The 22,623-nt window shown below is 52.5% G+C and carries 23 protein-coding genes, 1 tRNA gene and 1 pseudogene; 8 read left to right on the top strand and 17 right to left on the bottom strand.

All coding sequences use genetic code 11. The annotated features are described in order from the left end of the window. Positions 1–171: 171 nt before the first annotated feature. A complete protein-coding gene (gene purD, locus IPG22_19470; protein ID MBK6590468.1) occupies positions 172–1,464 on the top strand; it encodes a phosphoribosylamine--glycine ligase in 1,293 nt (430 codons plus the stop codon). A 104-nt stretch (positions 1,465–1,568) separates the two neighbouring features. Here the strand turns inward: purD and IPG22_19475 are convergent, their stop codons facing one another. The 16 genes from IPG22_19475 to pabB all read right to left on the bottom strand — a co-directional run bounded on the left by IPG22_19475 (position 1,569) and on the right by pabB (position 14,861). Further along, on the bottom strand, positions 1,569–2,006 hold the full coding sequence (locus tag IPG22_19475; protein ID MBK6590469.1) for a hypothetical protein: 438 nt from the start codon (positions 2,004–2,006) through the stop codon (positions 1,569–1,571). A gap of 96 nt (positions 2,007–2,102) precedes the next feature. Continuing rightward, the gene (locus tag IPG22_19480; GenBank protein MBK6590470.1) at positions 2,103–3,095 is read right to left on the bottom strand and encodes a hypothetical protein; all 993 of its coding nucleotides are present in this window, start codon (positions 3,093–3,095) and stop codon (positions 2,103–2,105) included. Then, positions 3,061–3,570, bottom strand: coding sequence for a hypothetical protein (locus IPG22_19485; protein ID MBK6590471.1), 510 nt, complete (start codon positions 3,568–3,570; stop codon positions 3,061–3,063). The genes IPG22_19480 and IPG22_19485 overlap by 35 nt, the downstream gene beginning before the upstream one ends. Before the next feature lie 109 nt (positions 3,571–3,679). Further along, positions 3,680–4,030: a hypothetical protein gene (locus IPG22_19490; GenBank protein MBK6590472.1), complete on the bottom strand. Its 351-nt coding sequence runs from the start codon at positions 4,028–4,030 to the stop codon at positions 3,680–3,682. Positions 4,031–4,032: 2 nt separating this feature from the next. Continuing rightward, positions 4,033–5,316, bottom strand: coding sequence for a chorismate synthase (gene aroC, locus IPG22_19495; protein MBK6590473.1), 1,284 nt, complete (start codon positions 5,314–5,316; stop codon positions 4,033–4,035). Between the two features lie 123 nt (positions 5,317–5,439). After that, positions 5,440–6,351: an EamA family transporter gene (locus IPG22_19500; GenBank protein ID MBK6590474.1), complete on the bottom strand. Its 912-nt coding sequence runs from the start codon at positions 6,349–6,351 to the stop codon at positions 5,440–5,442. Continuing rightward, positions 6,351–6,902, bottom strand: a complete 552-nt coding sequence (gene rsmD / locus IPG22_19505; protein ID MBK6590475.1) for a 16S rRNA (guanine(966)-N(2))-methyltransferase RsmD — start codon at positions 6,900–6,902, stop codon at positions 6,351–6,353. Before rsmD ends, IPG22_19500 begins: the two co-directional genes overlap by 1 nt. A gap of 183 nt (positions 6,903–7,085) precedes the next feature. Further along, positions 7,086–9,389, bottom strand: a complete 2,304-nt coding sequence (gene recG / locus IPG22_19510) for an ATP-dependent DNA helicase RecG (protein ID MBK6590476.1) — start codon at positions 9,387–9,389, stop codon at positions 7,086–7,088. Positions 9,390–9,470: 81 nt separating this feature from the next. Beyond that, positions 9,471–10,076 carry a hypothetical protein gene (locus IPG22_19515; protein ID MBK6590477.1) on the bottom strand — a complete coding sequence of 202 codons (606 nt, stop codon included), beginning with the start codon at positions 10,074–10,076 and terminating at the stop codon, positions 9,471–9,473. Continuing rightward, positions 10,006–10,371 carry a hypothetical protein gene (locus IPG22_19520; protein ID MBK6590478.1) on the bottom strand — a complete coding sequence of 122 codons (366 nt, stop codon included), beginning with the start codon at positions 10,369–10,371 and terminating at the stop codon, positions 10,006–10,008. The genes IPG22_19515 and IPG22_19520 overlap by 71 nt, the downstream gene beginning before the upstream one ends. Positions 10,372–10,380: 9 nt before the next feature. Next, positions 10,381–11,088, bottom strand: coding sequence for a queuosine precursor transporter (locus tag IPG22_19525; protein MBK6590479.1), 708 nt, complete (start codon positions 11,086–11,088; stop codon positions 10,381–10,383). Positions 11,089–11,173: 85 nt separating this feature from the next. After that, a complete protein-coding gene (gene rpsT, locus IPG22_19530) occupies positions 11,174–11,443 on the bottom strand; it encodes a 30S ribosomal protein S20 (protein MBK6590480.1) in 270 nt (89 codons plus the stop codon). A gap of 95 nt (positions 11,444–11,538) precedes the next feature. Further along, entirely contained in the window at positions 11,539–11,871 is a 333-nt protein-coding gene (locus tag IPG22_19535) for a hypothetical protein (GenBank protein MBK6590481.1), read from the bottom strand. Positions 11,872–11,923: 52 nt separating this feature from the next. Beyond that, positions 11,924–12,751, bottom strand: coding sequence for a J domain-containing protein (locus IPG22_19540; protein MBK6590482.1), 828 nt, complete (start codon positions 12,749–12,751; stop codon positions 11,924–11,926). Between the two features lie 106 nt (positions 12,752–12,857). After that, entirely contained in the window at positions 12,858–13,322 is a 465-nt protein-coding gene (locus IPG22_19545; protein MBK6590483.1) for a biopolymer transporter ExbD, read from the bottom strand. A 219-nt stretch (positions 13,323–13,541) separates the two neighbouring features. Continuing rightward, a complete protein-coding gene (gene pabB / locus IPG22_19550) occupies positions 13,542–14,861 on the bottom strand; it encodes an aminodeoxychorismate synthase component I (protein ID MBK6590484.1) in 1,320 nt (439 codons plus the stop codon). Between the two features lie 99 nt (positions 14,862–14,960). Between pabB and IPG22_19555 the strand changes: the two genes are divergently transcribed. Both IPG22_19555 and IPG22_19560 read left to right on the top strand, forming a co-directional pair. Next, positions 14,961–16,418 (top strand): amino acid permease, encoded by a 1,458-nt coding sequence (locus IPG22_19555; protein ID MBK6590485.1) that lies wholly within the window; start codon positions 14,961–14,963, stop codon positions 16,416–16,418. Positions 16,419–16,422: 4 nt separating this feature from the next. Continuing rightward, positions 16,423–16,755: a PilZ domain-containing protein gene (locus IPG22_19560; protein MBK6590486.1), complete on the top strand. Its 333-nt coding sequence runs from the start codon at positions 16,423–16,425 to the stop codon at positions 16,753–16,755. Here IPG22_19560 and IPG22_19565 read toward each other — a convergent pair. Continuing rightward, the gene (locus IPG22_19565) at positions 16,752–18,248 is read right to left on the bottom strand and encodes a UDP-N-acetylmuramoyl-L-alanyl-D-glutamate--2,6-diaminopimelate ligase (GenBank protein ID MBK6590487.1); all 1,497 of its coding nucleotides are present in this window, start codon (positions 18,246–18,248) and stop codon (positions 16,752–16,754) included. The genes IPG22_19560 and IPG22_19565 overlap by 4 nt on opposite strands. A 105-nt stretch (positions 18,249–18,353) precedes the next feature. On the opposite strand from IPG22_19565, the gene IPG22_19570 reads away from it, so the two are divergent. The 5 genes and pseudogenes from IPG22_19570 (at position 18,354) to clpX (ending at position 22,440) form a co-directional block, all read left to right on the top strand. Then, positions 18,354–18,617 (top strand): hypothetical protein, encoded by a 264-nt coding sequence (locus IPG22_19570; GenBank protein ID MBK6590488.1) that lies wholly within the window; start codon positions 18,354–18,356, stop codon positions 18,615–18,617. 49 nt (positions 18,618–18,666) lie between these two features. Next, positions 18,667–18,750 (top strand) — tRNA-Leu (locus IPG22_19575). Positions 18,751–18,891: 141 nt separating this feature from the next. Next, positions 18,892–20,313: a trigger factor gene (gene tig, locus IPG22_19580; protein ID MBK6590489.1), complete on the top strand. Its 1,422-nt coding sequence runs from the start codon at positions 18,892–18,894 to the stop codon at positions 20,311–20,313. A 215-nt stretch (positions 20,314–20,528) separates the two neighbouring features. Then, positions 20,529–21,116, top strand: coding sequence for an ATP-dependent Clp protease proteolytic subunit (locus tag IPG22_19585; protein MBK6590490.1), 588 nt, complete (start codon positions 20,529–20,531; stop codon positions 21,114–21,116). A 75-nt stretch (positions 21,117–21,191) separates the two neighbouring features. Then, a pseudogene (gene clpX / locus IPG22_19590) lies at positions 21,192–22,440 on the top strand (ATP-dependent Clp protease ATP-binding subunit ClpX). Positions 22,441–22,623 lie beyond the last annotated feature (183 nt).

Raw genomic sequence — 22,623 nt, forward strand, 5'->3', positions numbered from 1 at the left:
CCGTTTCAATTGGTGCGTATGTCGGCATGCGAGGACCTGTGATCGAAGTTATCTGTTAAAGCTGACCGAAGCGAAATTCGAGTCAAAATACCCGAATGTCCTGACATTACAACTATCGGATTTTCGTGTCAAGCCGAAATGGTTTTACCATTAACGCAGGGAATTATTGTTATGAATGTTCTGGTAATCGGTTCGGGCGGACGCGAGCACGCGATCTGCCGTAGTTTCTCCAAAAGTCCGCGTCTTGGCCGTCTTTTTTGCGCCAACGGCAATGCGGGGATTGCATCGGTCGCCGAGTGCGTGCCGATCAAGCCCGACGATATTGCGGGGCTTACAGCTTTTGCCGAGGGCAATGAGATCGGCCTGACATTTGTGGGCGGCGAGACATCTTTGGCGCTTGGTATCGTCGACGAATTCGAATCGCGCGGCCTCAAGATCATTGGGCCGAATCGGGCTGCGGCGCAGCTCGAAGCAAGTAAATCATTCGCGAAGGATTTCATGGCCAGGCATGGTGTGCCGACGGCAAAATTCGTGACGGCTCACTCGCCGGGCTTTGCGATTCTGGAGCTTGAAAGCGGTGATTTTGGAGACGCGGCGACACCGGTCGTGGTCAAGGCAGATGGCTTGGCTGCCGGCAAAGGCGTGGTGGTTGCCGCGAACCGTGCCGAGGCGGTTGCGGCGATCAACGAGATGGCTACTCTCGTCGGTGACGCCGCGGCTGAGAAGATCGTGCTCGAGGAATGCATGTTCGGTAAGGAAGTTTCGCTTTTGATGTTCGTCGACGGCGAGAATTTTGCACTGATGCCGCCAACCCGCGATCACAAACGTATCGGCGAGGGCGACACCGGCCCAAACACCGGCGGCATGGGAACCATCACCGACTCGTCGCTGCTTTCTGCCGAAGACCTCCAAACCGTGATCGATACGATCATTCGTCCTACGCTTCACGGCTGCGTTCGCGAAGGTTTTCGTTTTCGCGGGATCCTTTTCCTTGGCTTGATGATGACCGCGGCGGGCCCGAGGCTGCTCGAGTACAATGTCCGCTTCGGCGATCCAGAGACGCAGGCGATCCTTGTCAGGCTTGAAAGCGATCTGATAGATATCTGTGAGGCAATGCTCGCCGGGGACGAATCTGCATCGCAGACTTTTCGTGAGATCAAATGGAAGAGCGGAAGTTCCGCATGCGTCGTACTCGCCGCCGCTAACTATCCTGCCAAGCCCAAAACCGGCGATGCAATCCGGGGGCTCGAAAAAGCCGCGTCTGTCCCAGACGCTGAGATCTTTCACGCAGGCACGGCGCTATCAGGACCTCCTGTGGGTGGGGAACTTGTGACTGCCGGTGGCCGCGTCCTCGGGGTTACGGCGACCGGAGACGATCTGGCGTCCGCACTCGACAAGGTTTACAAAGCTGTTGCCGAGATATCGTTCGACGGGATGCAGTTCCGTCGGGACATCGGCAAATGAGCATCTCCATCGATCTTTAAGAAAAAAATCAAAAAGCCAAGAACTCGCGCATTTTCGTGATGCGTGAATTCTTGGCTGAATTTTTTTGTAGAAACAACCGAGAGCTAGGGTTTCTTTCCCGTGTAAGGGATAGAACCAAGGCCGCTAAGGTTCATGTCGCCGGTAATTTTGCCGTCCTTTACCTTACCTGACATTGTGCCTTCGATCATTTGCCCCATGGCGTTTACCACGATCGTCGAGGTAAACGAATCGCCATCCACCTTAATGCTGCCGAGCGGAGCCTCGCCGAGTTCGGTCGTGACGGAGCCTTTATAGCCTTCGGTCGTCTTTTCGATCTTCAGAACGCCGGCATAATCCTGGCCTGGAGCGGAAATAACAACGTCCCACTTGCTCAGGACCGGGCTTTCAGCTTTTTTGTCGTCGGATTTCTTTGGCTCTTCTGCCTTTGGTTTCGGAGCCTCCGTTCCGGGTTGGGCAGAAGCGGTGGTGATCGATAATGTTGAAATAAAGATCGCGGCAAAAATGAACAGTAATCTTTTCATAGAATAATTCTCCTTTAGGTTCTCACAAATATACAATTCTAGTAGTCGGTTGACAACTTTTTCTTACGCTAAGAGTCGTAAATCTATCAGAGTTTGTTAACGTACAGCATTCGATTTTTTTACGAACTCGTCGGATTCCTTCGTCAGTCCATTCTTTCGGCAGAAATCGGCGAGCTTCTGGTACCGTTCTGCCTGATCGACATCGGAGAGCCAGCAGACCTTCGCCGTGCATTCCGGACATGCGTCGATCGGGCGGCTGTCGGTTTCGGCGAGATGGTTGGTGCCGCTCATCAGGCATTCATATTTTTTGCAGTGACGCATCGAGAACATATGGCCCGTCTCGTGTGCTGCGATCTTCAACGTACGAATGAGAAAATTTCGGTCGTCCGTGTGGTCGTCCATCCGAGCCAGCGACCAGACGCCGACTCGATCCTCAAGGCTCGCCTGACCGAAGACGTAATTCATCGTCTCATTCGGATAAAGGTCATCGACCGTAAACGCGATCAACGCAGACGCATCCATCGGCAAAATCGGTTTGAGAATCTCGTTCAGGATAAACGGTGTTTTGATCTGACGCGTCTTGGTCAGCTTGTTCTGACGGATATTTGGATACGAAGTCACGAGTGCCTTCTCCGGCATTTTTTCGACCGGAAGGTCATAGAACACCGCCAGATACTCCGCCGTTATATCGACGATCTTTTTCTGTTTTGCATTAAACGTACCAAGCGGCAAAACGTAGATCTTCTGCCGCTCCTTAGTCGGCTTAACCGGGTCGGCGTCCAAATACTCCGCAAAAGTCTGCCCCGGCTCATTATGCGTTGCTAGCCAGTCCGAGTTCGAAGGCTTGCCCATCGGCTTAAAAAAGGGCTCGATCTTCTTAATATTCCCCCGCAACTCCGCCCGCTCCTTCTTCGCCTCGCGAGCGGCTGACATGTTGGATGCGGGTTTTTCGATGGGTTTGGAGCAGGCGAGGAGAGCGAGCGCCAAAAAAGCGATCGCTGCGAGCCGGGTCAGTACCACCTGCGGTAGCGGGTGGGGATCTCCAACGCGAGGATTATTCAAATTTAGGTAGATTATTGCCCTGTCCATTCAGAACGTAGTTTACCGCGTCAAAAAGATGCTTTTCGGTCCACAACTTTAGCTGGCTTCCTTTATCAGCCCAAGGCGAACGATCAGAGAGCCAACAACCGGCTTCGCGCATTTCTCTCGTTGCGTTTGCCTTGAACGCATTCAAAACAATGCCAGATGACTTTCCTGGATTGGCGACGACCGAATGAGCGTGATTCGTTCTTATATTCGTCGTATGCAGATGCCAGCCCCGCTTCTCACACACGTTTCGTATTGCACGTTCAACGACTGTTCGTCGAAAGCTGTCCAGTTTGACCGGCGGCTGTTTCAATCGATCTTCACTTATCTGTTGCCAGTGCGGCGTTGCAGGGTGCTTTGGTGATCCGTACTTGTTGTTGTGACGGTCAATCGATCCCCGTTCGTCGCCGTGCAGCCAGGTTCCGTAGCAACGGAACGTGATGAGAAATGCGATCGGTGTATCGGTGTCGTTCCACATAGTCAGTAACACCTGCGGTAGAGGGTGGGGCATTCAAACGTTAACGGTTAAAAATACGCGAGTCAAAAATCAGGTGCTTGTCTAAATCCCAACTCTAAATCCCCACCCGCTACCGCAGGTGGTACTGACCCGTTCGGCTCAGACGCAAAACGATCTGCCAGAGAACCAGACAGATCAACGCACCGCACACAGCGATCAAGATCGAGTAATCCCATAAAACCGTGCGTAAATTCTGCGGGGCCTCGTTTACCCATGACAATGTGCCGGGCAAGAAAACAAGGACAGCCAGCGTCAAAAGAAAGCCGCCCATCATCACAAGGCCACTCGAGACGAGATAATTCCGGTAGGGTACTTTGAGAATGAAATTTATCAACACGCCTAAACCAATGCCAACTCCAAATGAGATAGCCGTCAAAATCACAAAAAAGAACACCGGAATGGGCCACGCAATCGGAAACATAATTAATATTCTCTCAAACAATTCTGGTATCCATCATAGTTCCTCTTCATCTCATCGATCGAATCGCCGCCAAATTTCTCGCGCATTGAGTTGGCGAGGGTGATGGCGATCATGGCTTCGCCGATGACGCCGGCGGCGGGGACGGCGGTTACGTCGGAGCGTTCGAAGGCGGCGAGGTCTTCTTGTTTGGTGTTGATGTCGACCGAGTGTAGCGGCTTTTTGAGCGTCGCGATCGGTTTTTTGTAGCCGCGGATGCGTAGCTCTTCGCCGTTTGTGATCCCGCCTTCGAGACCGCCGGCACGGTTGGTCGGGCGATAGAAGGGAGAACCACCTGCGTTAGCGGGTGGTCTGGACGCGGCGGATGTCGTAGCTTCACCCTCGACCATTGACGTAGACCCTTGCACCGGAGCCAAACCACCCGCTGACGCAGGTGGTTCACCCTTTGTGCCGAAAAATATTTCGTCGTGCACTTCCGACCCCGGCCGTCCGGCGTTCGCGACGCCCTCGCCGATCTCGACGGCTTTGACGGCGTGGATGGACATGATGGCGCGGGCTAGGCGGCCGTCGAGTTTGTCTTCCCAACTCGTGTGCGAGCCGAGGCCGACGGGCAGGCCACGGGCTACGACCTCGAAAACACCGCCGAGCGTGTCCCCGTCGGTTTTTGCCTGGTCGATGAGGGCGATCATTTCGGTTTGGGTGGCTTCGTCGGCACAGGCCAGCGGGGAATCGGTCGGGATCGCGGCGATCTCTTCCCAAGTGCGTTCGAGCGGTTCGGCGGGAACGCTGCCGAGTTTGACGACATGGCTGCGGACGTCGATGCCAAACGCGGCGAGAAGCTGTTTGGCGACCGCTCCGCAAGCGACTCTCGCGGCTGTTTCCCGTGCCGAAGCACGTTCGAGAATATCCCTCAGATCTCGCGTTTGATATTTTTGTCCGCCGGGCAGATCGGCGTGGCCGGGACGCGGGCGGGTTACGATTCGAGGAATCTTGGGCTGAACGTCGATCGCCTCAGACGACATGATCTCGGTCCAGTGGACAAAATCGTCGTTCTTGATCATCAGACAGATCGGCGAACCGAGTGCCTTGCCGTGACGTACGCCGGACAGGATCTCGACCGTGTCCGTCTCGATCTTCATCCGCCCACCGCGGCCATAACCCTGCTGCCGACGCCAGAGTTCGTGGTTGATGGCGACAATATCGATCGGCAAACCCGCGGGAACGCCTTCGACAATGGCGACCAAAGCTTTACCGTGAGATTCGCCTGAGGTGTTGAATTTGAATTGCATACAAAGATTTTAACGCAAAGTCGCAGAGACGCGGAGGGGAGTTAACAGGGATGCAGGAGATAAAAGGATTTTAAGACTGATATCTTCCCCTAATCCTTTTATCCTCTTCATCCCTGTTAACAATTAGCTTCCTGCCTCTGCGTCTGCGCGACTCTGCGGTTCAGTTCTCTTGCGACGAAAGACGATCAGCCCGATGCTCGCAATGATCAGCAGGCCGCCGATGCCCGTTTGGGGCGGCAGGGTTTCGCCTATGAAGATCCAGCCGATCAGGACAGCGATGAGCGGCGTGACGAGTGAGATCATCATGGCTTTGGTTGATTCGATCTTGCCGAGGAGCCAGTAATAGAGCCAGAACGCGGCGATCGTGCCCGCGATCGTGAGATAGACGACGCAGCCGACGGCCCGCCAGGTCCAGTTGTAATTGAGCGGGTTTCCTTCGACGATCAGGCTGTAAATGATGATGAGCGGCAGGCCGCAGATCATTTGGCCGAAGACTAATGCCGCCGGATGAAACGCCCCACCTTTGGCTTTGACGAGGATCGACGCTTGGGCGGCGGCGTAGGCTCCGACGACGATCCCGACGCTGCCGAGGAACGCCATCAGGCTTTGGACCTTTAGTTGATCAATGAAAATGACCGCAACGCCGACGATGCCGATCGCGACGGCGATAATTTTGAGTTTGGTTATGCGTTCATTTGGCAGGAATATCCACGCCAAGATCAGCCCGAAAACCGTGATCATCGCCTGCAAAACTGCCGCAAGACCGGAGGTGATGTAGACTTCGCTCCAGAAGACGAGGCTATAGTTTATCGAGAATTGGAGAACGCCGGTCAGGCCGATGAGCCGCCATTCTTTGGCAGTTTTTGGCAGCGGAATCTTCTGTAAGCGAAGAACAGCGAACAGGATAACGACGGCCAAAATAAACCGCGACGCGGCAAACGCCATCGGCGGCAGATCCTCGAGGCCGATCTTGATGAAGATCCACGTCGTTCCCCAGATCAGACAAAGCAGGAGCCAAATGAGTACGGTCTTCATCAAGTATTTTCGTAAAAACTAAGCGTCGTCTCGCCCTGTTTCAGCACACGCCAGCGTCTCATATGTCCGACCTCGTCGGGCATTTGTTTTTTTGTGTGATGCTCGACGACGAGCAGACCGTCCTCATTCAAAAGCGTTTTGTTAAAGCCGAATTCGTGCAGCACGAGTGCGTAATCGGACTCGTACGGCGGATCGAAAAATGCGATATCCCAGCCGGTTTTGTGCTCGCGGCCCGTAAAATTTTCAGCGTCTAGGCCTAGGATATCGGTTGATTCTTCGGGGATCGCGAGGCTGTCGAGATTTTGCTCGATCAGGGCACAGGACTTTTTAGATTTATCAACAAACGTCACAAACGCGGCTCCGCGAGACAAAGCCTCGATCCCGATCGCTCCGGTTCCCGCGCAAAGATCCAGAAAACGTGTTTCCTCATCGATCCGCGGAGCTAGTACATTAAACAACGTCTCGCGCAGCCGATCACTCGTCGGCCGAGTCTTGTTGTCCGCCGGGCTCTTAAGCACGCGGCCGCCGTAATGTCCTGATATAACTCGCATAATTTCTGCGGCTAAACGATGAATTTTACAGGGGTGAAGGGGATAAAGGTGATAAGAAAGGTAAAAGTTGCTTTTCTATCCATTTCATCACCTTCATCCCTGTTAATCTTTTTGTCCAATTCTTTCGCCAACTTTAGTCTAAAGAATCAATCTGAGGCGGGCAATCGCGACGTTCAGTTCGTGTTACCCGATGTTCCCGAGCTTTACATTTTTGTCGGAGCGGGCGATCTTGACCATGGCTGAGGTTTCGGGGGAAAGGCGGCGGTTGGTGAGGTATTCTTCGGCCTCCTTGCGGGCGTCGATGAGGATTTCGAGGTCGCGGGCGATGTTGCCGAGTTTGAAATTCTGAATGCCGGATTGCCGCGTGCCGAGGATCTCGCCCTGGCCTCGGATCTCAAGGTCTTTTTCGGCGATCTTAAAGCCATCTGAAGACGATTCCATTATTCCTAGCCGTTCCTTCGCGACCGCCGTTCGCTTGAAGTCGGCGAGCAGCACACAAAAACTTTGCTCCGCACCACGCCCGACTCTACCGCGAAGCTGATGAAGCTGTGATAATCCAAATCGCTCGGCGTGCTCAATGATCATCAGCGACGCATTCGGCACGTCGACGCCGACCTCGATGACGGTTGTCGAGACGAGGATGTCGAGCTTTCCGGCTACGAATTCCTGCATGATCTCGTCCTTCTCGGCGGACTTCATCCGTCCGTGGAGCAGGCCGACAGTGTATTGCGGGAAAACGCGGGTTCTGAGGTCGTCGTACATTATAGTGGCGGCTTTGAGGTCCATCTTTTCCGACTCATCTATCAGCGGATAAACGATATAGACCTGTCGGCCGAGCTTTACCTCGCGGTCGATACCGGCATAGACGCCATGCCGTTTGTCTTCGCCGACGACCACGGTTTTGATCGGCGTGCGTCCGGGCGGCAACTCGTCGATGATCGAAACGTCGAGATCGCCGTAAACCGTCATCGCAAGACTGCGCGGGATCGGCGTCGCGGTCATCACGAGAATGTCGGGATTATGCCCGCTCGCCTTAAGCTGAGCACGCTGCATCACGCCGAATCTGTGCTGTTCATCGATGATCGCGAGGCCGAGCTTCGAGAATTTGACAGCTTCCTGAATGATCGCGTGCGTTCCGATGATGAAATCGATCTCGCCCGATGCCAAAGCGGCGTATATCTTCCGCTTCTCGGCCGCTTTTGTGCTGCCCATCAGGAGTTCGACGCGATAGCCGGTGTCGGCGAAGATCTTTTTCGCGTTTCGGACATGTTGTTCCGCAAGGATCTCGGTCGGTGCCATTAACGCGGCCTGATAGCCGTTTTCTATCGCAGCAAACGCGGCGAGAAAGGCGACAATCGTCTTGCCGCTGCCCACGTCGCCTTGGATTAGGCGGTTCATCGGCGCGTCGGATTTTAGATCCGTGAAGATCTCGCCTATCACTTTTTTCTGGGCGTTTGTTAGCGTAAAAGGAAGAAGTTTTTTCAGACGTTCTTTGGTCGGTTCAGTGATCTCGATGACCGTGCCTTTCGGCTCTTTTTGCCGCTCACCGCGGAGCAATTGCATCTGGAAAGACAGCCAGAAGAATTCCTCAAAGATCAGACGCTTGTGAGCATCGCTGCGGAACATTTCGTATTGAGCGATCGAAGCCGTTTCGGGCGGGAAGTGAATTTCTTTTAAAGCCTGAGCCCGCGTCAGCAGATTTTGCCTTTCGATCATCTCCAACGGCATATTCTCAACGACCGAATCGCGGTCGAGATTCTCAAGAACGCTGTGGATGATCTCGCGAAGTCGTTTCGTCTGGAACGGGCCGAGTTTACGATAGATCGGCACGCGACGGCCGCTGTGCACGGTCGCGAACTCGGGGCGGTCGCGGTCTTCCTCAAGATCATCCGGATCTACACCGCGAGTGATCGCTGGCGGAGTCGCGTCACCTGACCCGAAATCGAGTCCAATCTCCGGCAGTATTTCGAGTTCCTCCGGCTTGTTCGCCATCAACGCAAACGTATTCCGACGTTCGTCACGTTCCCATTTGCCGTAGGCGACGAAGCGTGTGCCTTGGGCGAAGCGGTCCTGATAATAGGCGACAACACGTTCGGCGGCTTTGCCGGAGATGAACCATTTGACGACGATAGGGCGATGTTTTCGGGCGACATCTGAACCGCTGATCTCGAATAGAAACAGCGGCGGCTGTCGCGGATTGCGGTTTTTACCGACACGGTAACCGCCTGAGACTTTGACGACGATCTCGACGGCGGCTTCCATTCCGTCCTCGATCAAGTCGATCGAGAGCATATTCGAGCGGTCTTCGTAGCGGGCGGGGAAGTAGAGCAACAGGTCTTCGACGGTGACCTGATCGGGATTCGTCTTGTTTGCTGCACCGGCGAGAGCTATCGCGAGTTTGCGGCGCAGGGCAGCCGACGTTTTACCGATCAGTCGATCGGGTATCTCGACTATGCAGGCTGAAATTGGGATTAGGTCATGCGTCATATTGCGAGGTCAACTATCAACTAACCACTTGTCACTATCCACTGAAGATAACGGTTTAATTCAGTGGATGGTGACAAGTGGTTAGTGAGTAGTTTTGCGTTTAGTCAGTCGATAGATCGCTGTTCCCGTCAAAACTGAATCGATCGGCATCTCGCGAAACTTTATGTTCAGTTTACCGAGATCCATGGCTGATCGGTCAAAATTATCGGTGTACAATACCTCAACATCCAAATTCGCCCGTTCGAACGCTTCCATGAATTCGTGATGCCGCTTTCGGTTTGGAACGCCGCGGTTCGAGCCGGTAATGTTCCATATTTTATCCGAAAAACGCAGGAATGTGCCGGGATCGCGGTACGAGAACCAAACGTCGTGCGGGCCGAAATCGACACGGTGTAGTCCGATGCCGTTTTCGTTGAGGATCCGACCGTGAATTTCCGCGAAGGCGTCGATGCCGGAAATGTGTTCGCCGACCTGGAATGAGCAGACGATGTCGTATTTTTGTTTCGTTTTAGCCGTTTCGAGCGGTTCGCCGATGAGTTCGAGTTTTGACTCGGCATTTTCCGGGAAGCCGGTTCCGTCCAGATTCCAAGCAAGAGCAGGAAAATATCGGCTCCAACTATTCTCGATCTCGGTGTACCAATATTTTGCGGTCTCGCCGAAATAATCGCCGGGAAACCTGTCTATCACACCGTATTTGCTTGCCCCAGCTGCCAAGAATGCTCAGGCCGGAAGTCAGATAATCGCCCGCACCTATCTCGCAGACCGAGCGGCCAGTGAGGTCGCCAGCGTACTTGCGGAGAAGATCTAGGCTAGCGAAGGCGTTGTTTTTTAGGAATTGATCGACGTTTTCAGTCTCGATCGCGGTTCGCGGCCTTTTCAGGCGCCATTTTTGGATCGTGGGCGAGGCCATGAGCATATTTTTGGCGATCTGGCTGACCAGATCACGTGCGATATTGAGCTGTCCGGTTCTGTTTCGCTCCATTGTCGCCCGCTATTTAACCTCGAGGGTGAACGGGTTGAAATTCGTATCCCGGTCGTAGAAATCCTCATGCTCGGCCTCTTTTAAAAAGCCCACGATCTTGTAGGTAAACGGTGTCGCGAGCACTTCCCACAGAACCTTTATCAGGTAGTTTCCGATCATTACGCTGACGACCTGTTCGTTTGACCAGGTTCCGAGGAAGGCGATGGGATAAAAAATGAGACTATCCACCGCTTCGCCGGCAAAGGTCGAGCCGATCGTGCGTATCCAAAGATATTTGCCGTCGGTGATCAGCTTTAGTTTGGCGAGGACGAATGAATTTACGAATTCGCCGAGCCAAAATGCAGTTAGCGATGCGACGACGATACGCCATGTTTGGCCGAAGATAAGGTTAACCGCGGCCTGTTGCTCGGCTGACATCGTTCGGGCCGCCGGCAAGCTGGTCACGGCAAATGCCATCAGTGATGCAAAGATCAGAGCGCCGAATCCGGCCCAGATGACTTTTCGCGATCTCGCGTAGCCATAGACCTCGGTCAGGATATCGCCGAAAAGATAACTGAGCGGGAAGAAAAGGACACCGGTGCCGAATATGTACTCGCCGTAAAAGGGAAGGTTCACGGATGACACCTTATGGACCCCGATCAAGTTAGAGCAAAGCAGGACGGCAACGAAAGCCGCCATTATCAGATCGAAATATTTGTATTGGCGAACCTCAGGCATCTAGCACCGAATTGTAACAAAAAAGAAAAGCAGACCAGAATTAACGGCCTGCTTTCAATTCAAAAATCGAAGATTTTGAGGAGAGTTATGCTGACGCCAACTTGTTGACGTGCTTGGTCAACCGCGACTTGTAGCGAGCCGCTGTATTTTTGTGGATAATGCCCTTATTTACTGCCTTGTCGATAAGCGAAACGGTAGGGAAGAGGAGTTCAGTGCTTGCGGCTTTGTCCTGCCCCGCTACTGCCGTTCTCAATTTCTTGATCGACGTACGCAGTTTACTGCGGTTGCTGCGGTTGATCTCGTTACGCTTTGCATTCTGACGAACGCGTTTCTCTGCTGATTTATGATTAGCCATCGTTTTATCAAGTCTGTTAAGACAAACTCCAAATAATATAGATTGAGGCGGGCGTTGTCAACCGCCGATGGCGTTGGTCTCTACCGGATGACTTTCTAAAGTGGTAAAAGATCAATTAGCACGTTTCGTTGGCGAAAATCTTCTGGAACCGAAGGTTCACTCCACGAATGACATTCAAGCAACAAAGATCTGTTTTCGATAAAAACAATAAATCCGCATAAGATGTCATCCGCCTTTCCTAGTATAGGAGAGTCGCAAACTATTCTATGATCAGGCAAGCTCGGATGGATTATCTTGAGAAAATAGCCGGATCCGGTGTATTCGTAAGATAAAAGCTCGCCTTTCTCCAAAACATCAGAAATCTGGCTCGGCGACAGTACATCAGCCGTTAAGACCTTAATGACCGTTTTTTCATACTCTTTTAACACGGGTGTTTTGCTCCTAACAGTAGCCGAACCCAACCGCAAACTCTGTTCTTCATTATCGCTCGAATTTCGATGCTATCGTATGTATCCCATCCACAAAGAACGTCACGATCGGCGGATAGAACACGAATTCGATCGCTCCGAGCGTGAATGCGGGGTAGCTCATGTCTTTTAGGACGATCGTGCCGATGTTCGAATTAAAACCGATCAGCAGCCCGATGCCGGTGCAGACGAGGACGGCGGCGATGAGCATTCCGGCGGACGCGAGGCGTGAGTATGGTTTTCTTTTTCGTTCGCTCTCATCGAGGATCGATTCGTGAATGTCGTCTTCGGGCTCGGTAAACCGGTCAAAGCCGTCGCGAACGCGCCCGACGATGCGGATGATACCGACGATGAAGAGCGAGATGACGATGATCTTGCCGATGATGTACGAATCGCCGAAAATGCTCGGGCGGAGAGCGGGAGCGAGAATGCAGGAAACCAGCAGAGCAACTGCTGGATAGATGACCTTTTGAAAGGCCATCGCTTCGTTCCGCTCCTCGGCGATCATTCGGTCGATGATGTCGTTATATCGCTTTTCATAGACCATCTGGCGCCAGCGTTTGGCGTGGGGGTTCGTCGATGCGAAAAGCGAATCACCGTTGCCGTTACCATTCCCGCTAAACTGGGCATCGACCATGCGCCGATCGTATTTTATTCGTTCTTTTGGGTTGCCGAGAACTTCGTAAGCTTCCGCGATAGCCGCAAATTTAAGAGCAGTTTCTTCTGAGCCCTGGTTTTTGTCTGGATGCAGCTTACGTGCAAGCCTGCGGTATGCCGATTTGATCTCAGCACCCGAGGCCTTTGGTGACACTTTCAGAATGTCGTAGTAATTCACCATCAATAGAGAAGCAAATCTGGAGAGCGTTTATCGTCAGAACCCGAAGACGAAGGCCTTTCAGGCAAAAGAAATCATATCATAATTCGATTTATCGTCTCCACGCCGCCGGTTAATCGAGCTGATCGATCTGCAAACTGATCGGATAGGCACCTGCCAGTTTGACCGCGTCCACGACTCTCGCGACCGTTCCGTAACCGATCGAACGCGGCGCTTTTACAAAAACTGTGCGCTCGATGCGGTCGTCGAACGGGCGGTTCGGGTCGTCGGCGAATGACGTCGAAATATTACCGCTAGCGACCCGATCCTGGAAAACCGTTCGCAGCTTGTCGATTAGTTTTGCGGGATCGTTCGAATTTCCAAGTTCCTTGACGCCGTTCAGGCTGATCGACGAATCGTCGTTGATCACGACCGCAAGCGTATCCGGGTTTGGCGAAATTATCGCGATATTTTTCTGCTCAGACGGAATCCGAGTCTTAAAACTGCTCGGTTTTAGCGGCGTGACGACCATGAAGATGATCAGCAGAACAAGCAACACATCGATGAGCGGTGTGACGTTAATGTTTGGGCGGTTCATTTGGTGTGTCTCCTTTTGGTGGACTGGAGATTTAGACACCGATAGGAAGTTTTTTGTTCCCTAGCCATCGGAGATGGCGAAAGCATAAAGCCCCGGGGCGTGAGCCCGGGGTTTGCACGATAGGTTTTTAAGCTGTCGTAGACAGCGACAGCATTTGTTCACTGACCTCTGTCGCCCGCATACGCGGGCTTGATCAGCAGAAACGACATTTCCCAGGGCTTACGCCCTGGGCTTTATGCTGCCGTCCGCTACGCGGACTCCGATCGCGGCGAGTAAGGCTTTGGCTTTCGTTAATGTCTCCTCGTATTCGCTTTCCGGGTCGCTGTCGATGACAATTCCGCCGCCGACGTTGAATGTTGCAGTTTGGTCGCGGATGACCATAGTTCTGATCGCGACGCTCAGATCCATGGCTGGTTCTAGCTCAAACCCATCAGGAATGGAATATCCGATCGCTCCCATCGAAAGGCCGCGTTTGGAGGGTTCGAGTTCGGCGATCATTTTCATCGTGCTTATTTTCGGAGCACCGGTGATCGACCCGCACGGGAAAACGGCCCTGAGAATATCCGAGGTCTTCGTTTCCGGCCGAAGATCGCCGCCCACTGTTGAAACGAGATGAAAGAGGGAAGGATGTTCCTCAAGCTCGCACAGTTTTTCGACCTCGACGCTGCCGTATTCGCAAACGCGGCCGAGGTCGTTTCGGAGCAGATCGACGATCATCGTATTTTCCGCCCGGTCTTTTTCGCTGGATAAGAGGTCCCTTTTCAGAGCTTGGTCTTCGGCCTCCGTTTCGCCGCGTTTTCTGGTTCCTTTGATCGGTGAAGTGGTGATGCGGTTGCCTCGAATGCTGAAGAATCGCTCGGGCGATGCTGAGATCACTGTCGAATCGTCTCGCCGAATAAATGCAGCAAACGGAGCAGGATGGCCGCGACGCAATCTTGAAAAGATCGTTGCAGGCGTTCGGTCAGGTGGCAGTTCGATGGTTAGTTGCTGGGTAAGATTTGTTTGATACGTATCGCCGCTCCGGATACGTTCCTTTATTTTCTCGACGGCAAAGATGTATTCCGGCTTGGTGAAATTTGATGACAACAACGGCTGATCATTTGAAATTCCAAATTCGAGATCTGAGGTTTGGGACCGCAACCTTCCCTCGATCGCGGAGAATTTCGCCGTATTGCCAAAAAGGAATGAGCGTTCGGCATCGTAGTCGTGAATAATGAGAACGTCGAACTGAGTAAGAAAAAGATCTGGTTCTAATTGTTTTCCAAATGTTGATGAAGGGATAGTTCGAATTCCCAAGATCTTGGGGCCGAGATCGTAAGAAAGCGTAAAGATCGAGGCGAGATCGCCGCTGAGCTTTTTATCGATCAGATCCAGCGTTTCCTCAGTATCAGGGCTCGAGATGCCGATCGAATCAACCGGATCAATGCCCGCGATCAGCAAATGCGAGCCAAGATGACTGACGCCGCAGCTATCGAGGATGCAGACTTGTTCGGTGGACGAGAGCGTCAGCAGGGCCGCGACGAGTTCGTCTGCATTCATTGAAAGGTCTTGCACTGAAGCGATTTTATCACGGAATAAAATTTCACTTGAAGTGAGTTTTCGCGTAAGATGATGCCAGTCAAAAACTTATAAAAAGCTATGAACGAAAACTTGAGCGAACGCCAAACGCTGATCCGTGGGCTGGGACTGATAGCGTCGATCTCAGTCATTATCGGCAACGTCATCGGTACGGGGGTATTTCTGAAAGCCCGCGTGATGACTTGTAATGTCGGCACGCCTTTTTGGGTGATCGCTGCGTGGATCGCGGCCGGTGTTCTGTCACTCGCGGGGGCGTTGACCTACGCCGAGTTGACCGCTATGAAGCCGCAGGCCGGCGGCGAGTATGTATTTTTGCGCGACACTTATGGGCGTTTATCGAGTTTTCTTTACGGCTGGATGCAGATATTTATCGCGCGAGCCGGTTCGCAGGCGGCGGCAGGAATGGCGTTTGCAATCGGGTTGAACGATTTTTTGGACAAGAAACTTGAGCAGACGATTATCCATTCTCCGTTCGAGATCACAACGCTGCAGCTCGTAGCGGTGATGGTGATCATCATTTTCACGACATTAAACTGCGCGTCGGTCTCGCTTGGCGGCCAGATCGCGACCGCCCTGACAGGGGTAAAGATCATCCTGATCCTGTTTGTCGGTCTGGGCGCCTTTATTTGGGTTACCGGCAATGTGTCGCATTTTTCAATGTTTAATAACGGCGGAACTTGCGAAGGTGTCGCTGATGCGGTGAAAGTAGGTTCCTCCAGCTATACATTCCTCGGCGGCTTCGGAGCAGCGATGCTCGGTGCTTTGTGGGGATATGACGGTTGGAACAACCTGACGTTCGTCGCGGGCGAGGTCAAAGATCCAAACCGAAACATTCCGCTCGCGATAATTGGCAGTACGATCCTGATCATTTTCTTATACGTTTTTGTTCACGTTGGATATTTTTACGTGCTTGATCCGACAGCGATCGCTTCGGTTTCGAAGAGTTCTTCGGTGGCGAAAACGGTCGTCAGCATGTTCTTTGGCGGTGATATCACAACTCTCGCGACGGGTGTTGCCGTAGCATTTTTCACGGTCGGGTTGATGCTTTCGTCGCTTGGCACACTTCACACGTCGCTGATGGCTGGTGCCCGTGTTCCTTACGCGATGGCGAAGGACGGGACGATGTTCAAGACTTTCGGCAAGCTCTCGGTCAATTCCGTACCGGTAAGTGCGGTGATCATGATGGGCGTGCTGTCGACGGTTCTCGCACTAAGCGGTTCGTTCGATACGCTGACGGATTATGTGGTGTTTGGTTCGTGGATATTTTACGCACTCGTAACGTCGTCGATCTTTATTTATCGCAGAAAGTATCCGGAACTTGCACGACCGTACAAAGCCTGGGGCTATCCGGTGGTTCCGATAGTGTTTCTTTTCGTCGCGGGCTGGCTGTTGATCAACACGATGTGGACGGCTCCGACGCAATCGTTTATCGGCATCGGCCTGATTCTTCTGGGATTGCCGGTCTATTACTACTTAACTTTAAAAGGGGATAAATCTTCGGAGGACGAAGAGGTTTAGCAGTATGTCCACGCAGGATCGAAGAAGCGGCACCGAACGCCGCTCAACAAATCGCTTTCCGGTCGAAGTCGATGTCCAATGGCAGGGCTCGGGCGAACGCATGCCCGGCTCGGTTAGTGATGTTAGCCTGGATGGCTGTTTCGTGTTGAGTTCGGGCGATGTGACGGATGGCGAGACGGTGAAACTCTTCGTGCCGTTGGCTGACGGAATGAAGGTCGAATTCAGCGGACGTGTCGCTAATCACGTTATGGAGATCGGCTTCGGGCTCAAATTCGACCAGCTTTCGGCCGCTCAGCGAGACGTTTTGGGACACCTGGTCCGACAGGCGAACGGCTAGGATTCTTCCCTGCGGCGAGCTAAGGCTTCGATCGCGACTTCGCGATCGTCGAAGTGGAATTTGTTGCCGTTGACCAGTTGATAATTCTCGTGGCCTTTGCCGGCGATGATAACGACGTCATTTGTATTCGCAGCAGCAACCGCTTTGTAGATCGCCTCGCGTCGGTCAGAGATCGCGTAATATTCCACGCCTTTTTCCTTCACACCAATTTCAATTTCTTCAATAATTTTCAGTGGATCTTCGTTACGGGGATTGTCCGACGTGATAAAGACAAGATCGCTGTATTCACCCGCGATCTCGCCCATTGGACGGCGTTTGGTGCGGTCGCGGTCGCCGCCGCAGCCGAAGACGGTAATTATCTTGCCGTCCGTCAGATCTTTCGCAGTCTTCAGCGTATTCAGCAACGCGTCGTCGGTGTGGGCGTAATCCACCACAACCGCAAAATCACCATCGTGCGGCACGCGTTCAAATCTTCCCGGAGCTCCGACACAGGTCGAAAGGCCTTCTTGGATCGAATCCAAGTCGAATCCCAGTTCCAATGCCGTCGCCGTTGCGGACAGCATATTGTAAACATGCGGACGACCGACGAGCGGGGAAGTGACCTTGATATTGCCAGCCGGAGTATTCAGATCGAACGAAGTGCCGCGGATCAAGGAAACCTCAATATTTGAGGCCGCAAGATCTGCATCGCCGACCTGCGAACACGTAACAACACGCTGGCCGTCCGCTCTTAACTCCTCCGCGAGTTTCGCTCCCCATTCATCGTCGATATTTACCACGGATGAGCTTGGTTTTTCTCCCAAACCTCCATCGAAAAGCTTTTTCTTGGCGGCGAAATAGTTCTCCATCGTCTCGTGATAATCGAGATGATCGCGCGTCAGATTTGTAAACACCGCGACCTTGAACCGTAGCCAGTCGCAGCGGTGCAGGTCGATCGCTTGTGAGGAAGTTTCCATCATGGCAACGCTACATCCGGCATCGACGGCCTCGCGAAGAAAGCGGTTCGTGTCCGAGGCTTCGGGCGTTGTTCGCACGGCTTCTTCGCTTTTTTCGCCGATGCGGTATTCGACCGTAGTCAGCATTGCGGCCTTTTGTTTTGCGGCTTCGGCGAGGGCGAAACAGAGATAAGTCGTGGTAGTTTTGCCGTTCGTGCCGGTGATTCCGACCAGGTTAAGTTCGTGCGAAGGGTTACCGTTGATCACTGCGGCAGCTTTGGCGAGGGCTTCGCGGGCATTGGCAACTTTCAGCCAGGCTCCGCCGAAATCTATAGGTGGATCGAATTCAGAAATAATGCCTGCGGCTCCGCGTCGCATAACATCCTCGACAAACCGGTGCCCGTCCATCGTCGCACCCTTGATCGCCACGAAGATGGTGTTTTCGCCTGCCTGCCGCGAATCGTGCGTCACATCGGTCGCGACCGACGTTCCATCGCCAAAGAGCTCTGCAATTAACTGCTCTGCTAGTGTTTGTGTTGTGATATTCTGTGAACTCAAAGCTGTTTTTATCCGTCCGACGTGAATTATACGATACGGATATATTTTCCACGAACATCGCCCCCGCGTTTTCGTATTAACATCAAGAGTCGGAGGTTTTGGGATATGAACATAATTAAATTGATCCTCGCCGCGATCGGCCTTGTCTTTGTGGGAATGCTGCTTTTGTGGGTGCTGGGAATACTTGGTTCGCTGCTTTCGTGGGTGTTCTGGCTTGGCTTGATCGGCCTCGTTGGATATGGAGGTTACCGATTATTTCTTGCCGCGGAGAAAAAGGCTCTCGGTTCCGATCCGCACCAGGGCCTCGGCAGCCCGTCGGACATAAATATGTCGTGGGACGAATACGACAAAAAATATCTTCATAAATAGTCGGCTAGACAAATTACGCTGGATTCGCTAGATTCTTTCTTTGCCTCGTGCCGAGGTGGCGAAATGGTATACGCACTAGTCTTAGGAACTAGCGACGAAAGTCATGCGAGTTCGAGTCTCGCCCTCGGCACCAAAAATCAGTGGTCAGTGGCCGGTTGTCAGTTGTCAGTCAAGACATCACCTCCGGCCATTGGCTTTTGCGCAGCACTGAGATTTATAATTGGTTGCAAGATATAGAACTGACAACCGACCACCGATAACTGATAACTGACTGATGAAAAGCGAAATAAAGGAAATTTCACCTACCCAAAAAGAGATACATCTACAAATCGATGCTGAGGTGGTCAAGGCCGCTTACGGTAAAGCAAGCCAGAAATACGTTAAGAACGCGAATATTCCCGGCTTTAGAAAAGGTTTTGCTCCGCTCGACGTCGTCCGGATGCGGTTTAAGGAAGAGATCAAGAGCGAAGTGCTCCAGATCGTTGTTCCGGACGCTGTGACTGCCGCGATCCAGGAGCATGACGTTCATCCGCTGGCAGAACCGCAGCTTCATCTAGAAGACCACGAGAATGTAAAAGTTAACGGTTCCGTACCGATCTCGCTCCACGTTCACATCGAGGTAATGCCTGAGATCCCGACGCCGAAATACGACGATATCGAAGTAACCCGCCGCGTAAAACCGGTGCTTGATGGCGAAGTCGAAGATCTGATCGCTGAACGCCTGCAGAAAGAGGCGACGTTGATCCCGGTCGAAGGCCGCAAATCGGAGATCGGCGATACCGTTATTGCTGATCTTGAAGGCAAGTTCGATGACGCTCCGGATGCGGATCCGATCAAAGCTGAAGACCTGGAAGTCGAACTTGGCGGCGAGCATATCGAGAAATCATTCACAGAAAATCTAGTCGGCGTTGAGCAGGATGATGAAAAGGAATTTACTGTTTCGTATCCGGCTGAATTCTCGTCCGAGGCGTTGGCCGGAAAGACCGTTCATTACAAAGCTAAGATCAAATCAGTAGGCAAATCCGAACTGCCGGAGTTGAACGACGATTGGGCGAAAAGCCTAGATGAAGGCTACAAATCACTTAAGGACCTTCGCACACGGCTTAAGGCTGATCTGGTCAAATATGCTGAGGCTGACGCAGATGCTCGACTAAGAAACAATGCGATCGCAAAGCTGATCGAGAAGAATGCTTTTGAGGTTCCAAATGTTTTGATCGAAAATCAGGCGAGAAATCTGCTGAACAATTTTGCGCAGGATATGCAGCAGAGAGGTGTTGACCTGAACAAGGTCGAGCCGCAGTTCATCGAGATGGCGTATGGAAATATGCGTCAGCAGGCTGAACGTGACGTTCGCGGTGCGATGCTCCTTGATAAGGTTGCTGACCTGGAAAAGGTTGAGGTCGCTGAATCGGAGATCGAAGAAGAACTCACGAAGATGGCCGAATATTATCGAACCACCAACGAAGAAATTCGTCAGTCCCTCGAAAAACAGGGTGGCGGTATCGAGAATATTCACAATAACCTAAAGACCCGAAAATCGATCGAGGCTGTAATTGCAAAGGCAAGGATCACCGAAGGCGAATGGATCGACGAGGCAGTTGCCGAAGCTGATGCTCAAGCCGCCGCCGAAGAAGATAAGCCTAAGAAAGCGGCCAAAAAGAAAGAGCCGGCTAAGAAAAAGGCGGCTAAGGAGTAATTTGATCGTGGATCGTTGATGGTTGTTCGTTGATTTAGCATTGGTAAGTCCACACGGCTACAACGACCAAAGAACGACCGTCAATTTCACTTGCAATTTGAGCGAAAAGTTGTAAAATCTGTTCGCGATATAGGCAATCGCCATATTTTCAACAACTTATCGCGGTTTTATTCAAGCATAGTCTGAAGTAGTTTCGATTTAGTGAGATTCAACATATGGCATTAGTACCAATGGTCGTCGAGCAAACTTCGAGAGGCGAGCGAGCCTTCGATATTTACTCCCGCCTTCTCAAAGACAGCATTATTTTCATCGGCACGCCGATCGACGATCAGATCGCGAATCTGATCGTTGCTCAGCTCCTCTTTCTCGAGGCCGAAGATCCCGAGCGCGATATCAATCTGTACATCAACAGCCCGGGCGGATCGATCACGGCTGGTATGGCGATCTACGACACGATGCAGTTCATCAAAAACGATGTAACAACGATTTGCGTTGGCCAGTGCGCATCGATGGGAGCTTTGCTTTTATGTGCCGGTGCACCGGGCAAGCGTTTTTCGCTGCCGAACGCACGCGTCCTGATCCACCAGCCTTCGGGCGGTGCATCGGGGCAGGCAACTGATGTTCGTTTGATGGCGGAAGAGATCATCAGAATGAGAACCCTGACGTCGTCGATAATTTCGCGCCACACCGGCCAGGCATTTGACCAGGTTGAACTCGATGTTGAACGCGACCGCATCCTGACACCGATCCAGGCAAAGGAATACGGTCTCATCGACGAGGTGATCGAACATCGGGAAAAATAGATGATTGACGGTTGATCGTTGTTCGTTGAGCAGTTTTGCAACCAACAACGATCGACGAACAACCAACTAACCAATATGCCCCAATATCATCGTCCAGAAGATATACTTTCTTGCTCATTTTGCGGCAAATCGCAGAATGACGTGCGTAAGCTGATCGCGGGTCCAGGTGTTTACGTTTGCAACGAATGCATCGATATCTGTAACGAGATAATCAACGATGATGAGCAGCAGGCGTCGACGACCGTTCGGACCAATCTGCCGAAACCGCAGGAAATAAAGGCTTTTCTCGATGAATATGTGATCGGGCAGGACGAGCCGAAAAAGCGTCTCGCGGTCGCGGTTTACCAGCATTACAAACGATTGGAGCTCGCTAAACGGCGGAGCGATGTCGAGCTTCAGAAATCCAACATCCTTCTCATCGGCCCGACTGGAACAGGGAAAACGCTGCTTGCTCAGACCTTAGCACGTGTTCTTTCGGTACCGTTCTGCATCGTCGATGCGACGAGCCTGACGGAAGCCGGTTACGTTGGCGAGAGGACGTCGAAAATATTCCTGAATCGCCTGCTCCAATCGGCCGGCGGGGATATCGAAGGCGCAGACGGGGATTATTTATATCGATGAGATCGATAAGATCTGCCGTAAGGATGACAATCCGTCGATCACGCGTGACGTTTCGGGCGAGGGCGTGCAGCAGGCACTTTTGAAGATCCTGGAGGGAACGGTTGCCAATATTCCGACTGCCGGCGGCGGGCGCAAGCATCCGCAGCAGGACTTTCAGCAGCTCGATACCACGAACATCCTGTTCATCTGCGGCGGAGCTTTCATCGGCCTCGAAAAGGTGGTTGAGAAGCGTTTTCGTAATAAATCACTGGGCTTTCAGGCTGAGGTCAAGACCAATAAACAGCGGCATAACGATTCGATAAACAAGCTCGAACCGGAAGATCTGATCAAGTACGGCCTGATCCCGGAATTCGTCGGCCGCCTGCCGGTTCTCGCGACGCTTTCGGAGCTCGATGAGGCTGCTCTCGTTTCGATCCTGACGGAGCCGAAAAATGCCCTTGTCAGGCAGTATCAGCGGAAGTTCGAGTTCGATAATATCTCGCTCAAATTCACCGACGGAGCCTTGACCGCAGTTGCCCGCGAGGCACACAAACGCAAGGTCGGAGCCCGCGGGCTGATGATGATCCTCGAAGAGATCCTGCTCGAATCGATGTACCACCTGCCTACCACGCGGTCGGTCAACGAGATCGTCGTTACCAAGGAAATGATCGAGCGAAAGGTTCCGGTCTTTGAGGTCGTCAACCGGACCGAGGAAGCTGCATAGACGATCACGATAAGCGATCGACCACGAAATAGCATCAAACGCGGCTGTCTGCAAAGGCAGCCTTGATCAGTTTTTGGGGTGAAAAAAATTGCATTCGCAAAATTACCCTCCGAAAAGTGTGAATCGATTCACACTTTTAATAAAAAGCCCTGTTTACGGCATTATCAGGCGAAAAAAGGCTGG

The sequence above is a fragment of the Acidobacteriota bacterium genome, from assembly GCA_016703965.1.
In the GTDB taxonomy this organism is placed as follows: Bacteria; Acidobacteriota; Blastocatellia; order Pyrinomonadales; family Pyrinomonadaceae; genus OLB17.

Coding starts and splice junctions, on each gene's coding strand:
- IPG22_19490 (MBK6590472.1), bottom strand. CDS start 4,030: ATGTTTCCGATTGCGTGGCCCATTCCGGTGTTCTTTTTTGTGATTTTG.
- IPG22_19485 (MBK6590471.1), bottom strand. CDS start 3,570: ATGTGGAACGACACCGATACACCGATCGCATTTCTCATCACGTTCCGT.
- IPG22_19480 (MBK6590470.1), bottom strand. CDS start 3,095: ATGGACAGGGCAATAATCTACCTAAATTTGAATAATCCTCGCGTTGGA.
- IPG22_19585 (MBK6590490.1), top strand. CDS start 20,529: ATGGCATTAGTACCAATGGTCGTCGAGCAAACTTCGAGAGGCGAGCGA.
- IPG22_19500 (MBK6590474.1), bottom strand. CDS start 6,351: ATGAAGACCGTACTCATTTGGCTCCTGCTTTGTCTGATCTGGGGAACG.
- IPG22_19570 (MBK6590488.1), top strand. CDS start 18,354: ATGAACATAATTAAATTGATCCTCGCCGCGATCGGCCTTGTCTTTGTG.
- pabB (MBK6590484.1), bottom strand. CDS start 14,861: ATGAATGCAGACGAACTCGTCGCGGCCCTGCTGACGCTCTCGTCCACC.
- IPG22_19520 (MBK6590478.1), bottom strand. CDS start 10,371: ATGGAGCGAAACAGAACCGGACAGCTCAATATCGCACGTGATCTGGTC.
- rpsT (MBK6590480.1), bottom strand. CDS start 11,443: ATGGCTAATCATAAATCAGCAGAGAAACGCGTTCGTCAGAATGCAAAG.
- IPG22_19475 (MBK6590469.1), bottom strand. CDS start 2,006: ATGAAAAGATTACTGTTCATTTTTGCCGCGATCTTTATTTCAACATTA.
- IPG22_19560 (MBK6590486.1), top strand. CDS start 16,423: ATGTCCACGCAGGATCGAAGAAGCGGCACCGAACGCCGCTCAACAAAT.
- IPG22_19555 (MBK6590485.1), top strand. CDS start 14,961: ATGAACGAAAACTTGAGCGAACGCCAAACGCTGATCCGTGGGCTGGGA.
- aroC (MBK6590473.1), bottom strand. CDS start 5,316: ATGCAATTCAAATTCAACACCTCAGGCGAATCTCACGGTAAAGCTTTG.
- IPG22_19545 (MBK6590483.1), bottom strand. CDS start 13,322: ATGAACCGCCCAAACATTAACGTCACACCGCTCATCGATGTGTTGCTT.
- recG (MBK6590476.1), bottom strand. CDS start 9,389: ATGACGCATGACCTAATCCCAATTTCAGCCTGCATAGTCGAGATACCC.
- IPG22_19525 (MBK6590479.1), bottom strand. CDS start 11,088: ATGCCTGAGGTTCGCCAATACAAATATTTCGATCTGATAATGGCGGCT.
- purD (MBK6590468.1), top strand. CDS start 172: ATGAATGTTCTGGTAATCGGTTCGGGCGGACGCGAGCACGCGATCTGC.
- rsmD (MBK6590475.1), bottom strand. CDS start 6,902: ATGCGAGTTATATCAGGACATTACGGCGGCCGCGTGCTTAAGAGCCCG.
- tig (MBK6590489.1), top strand. CDS start 18,892: ATGAAAAGCGAAATAAAGGAAATTTCACCTACCCAAAAAGAGATACAT.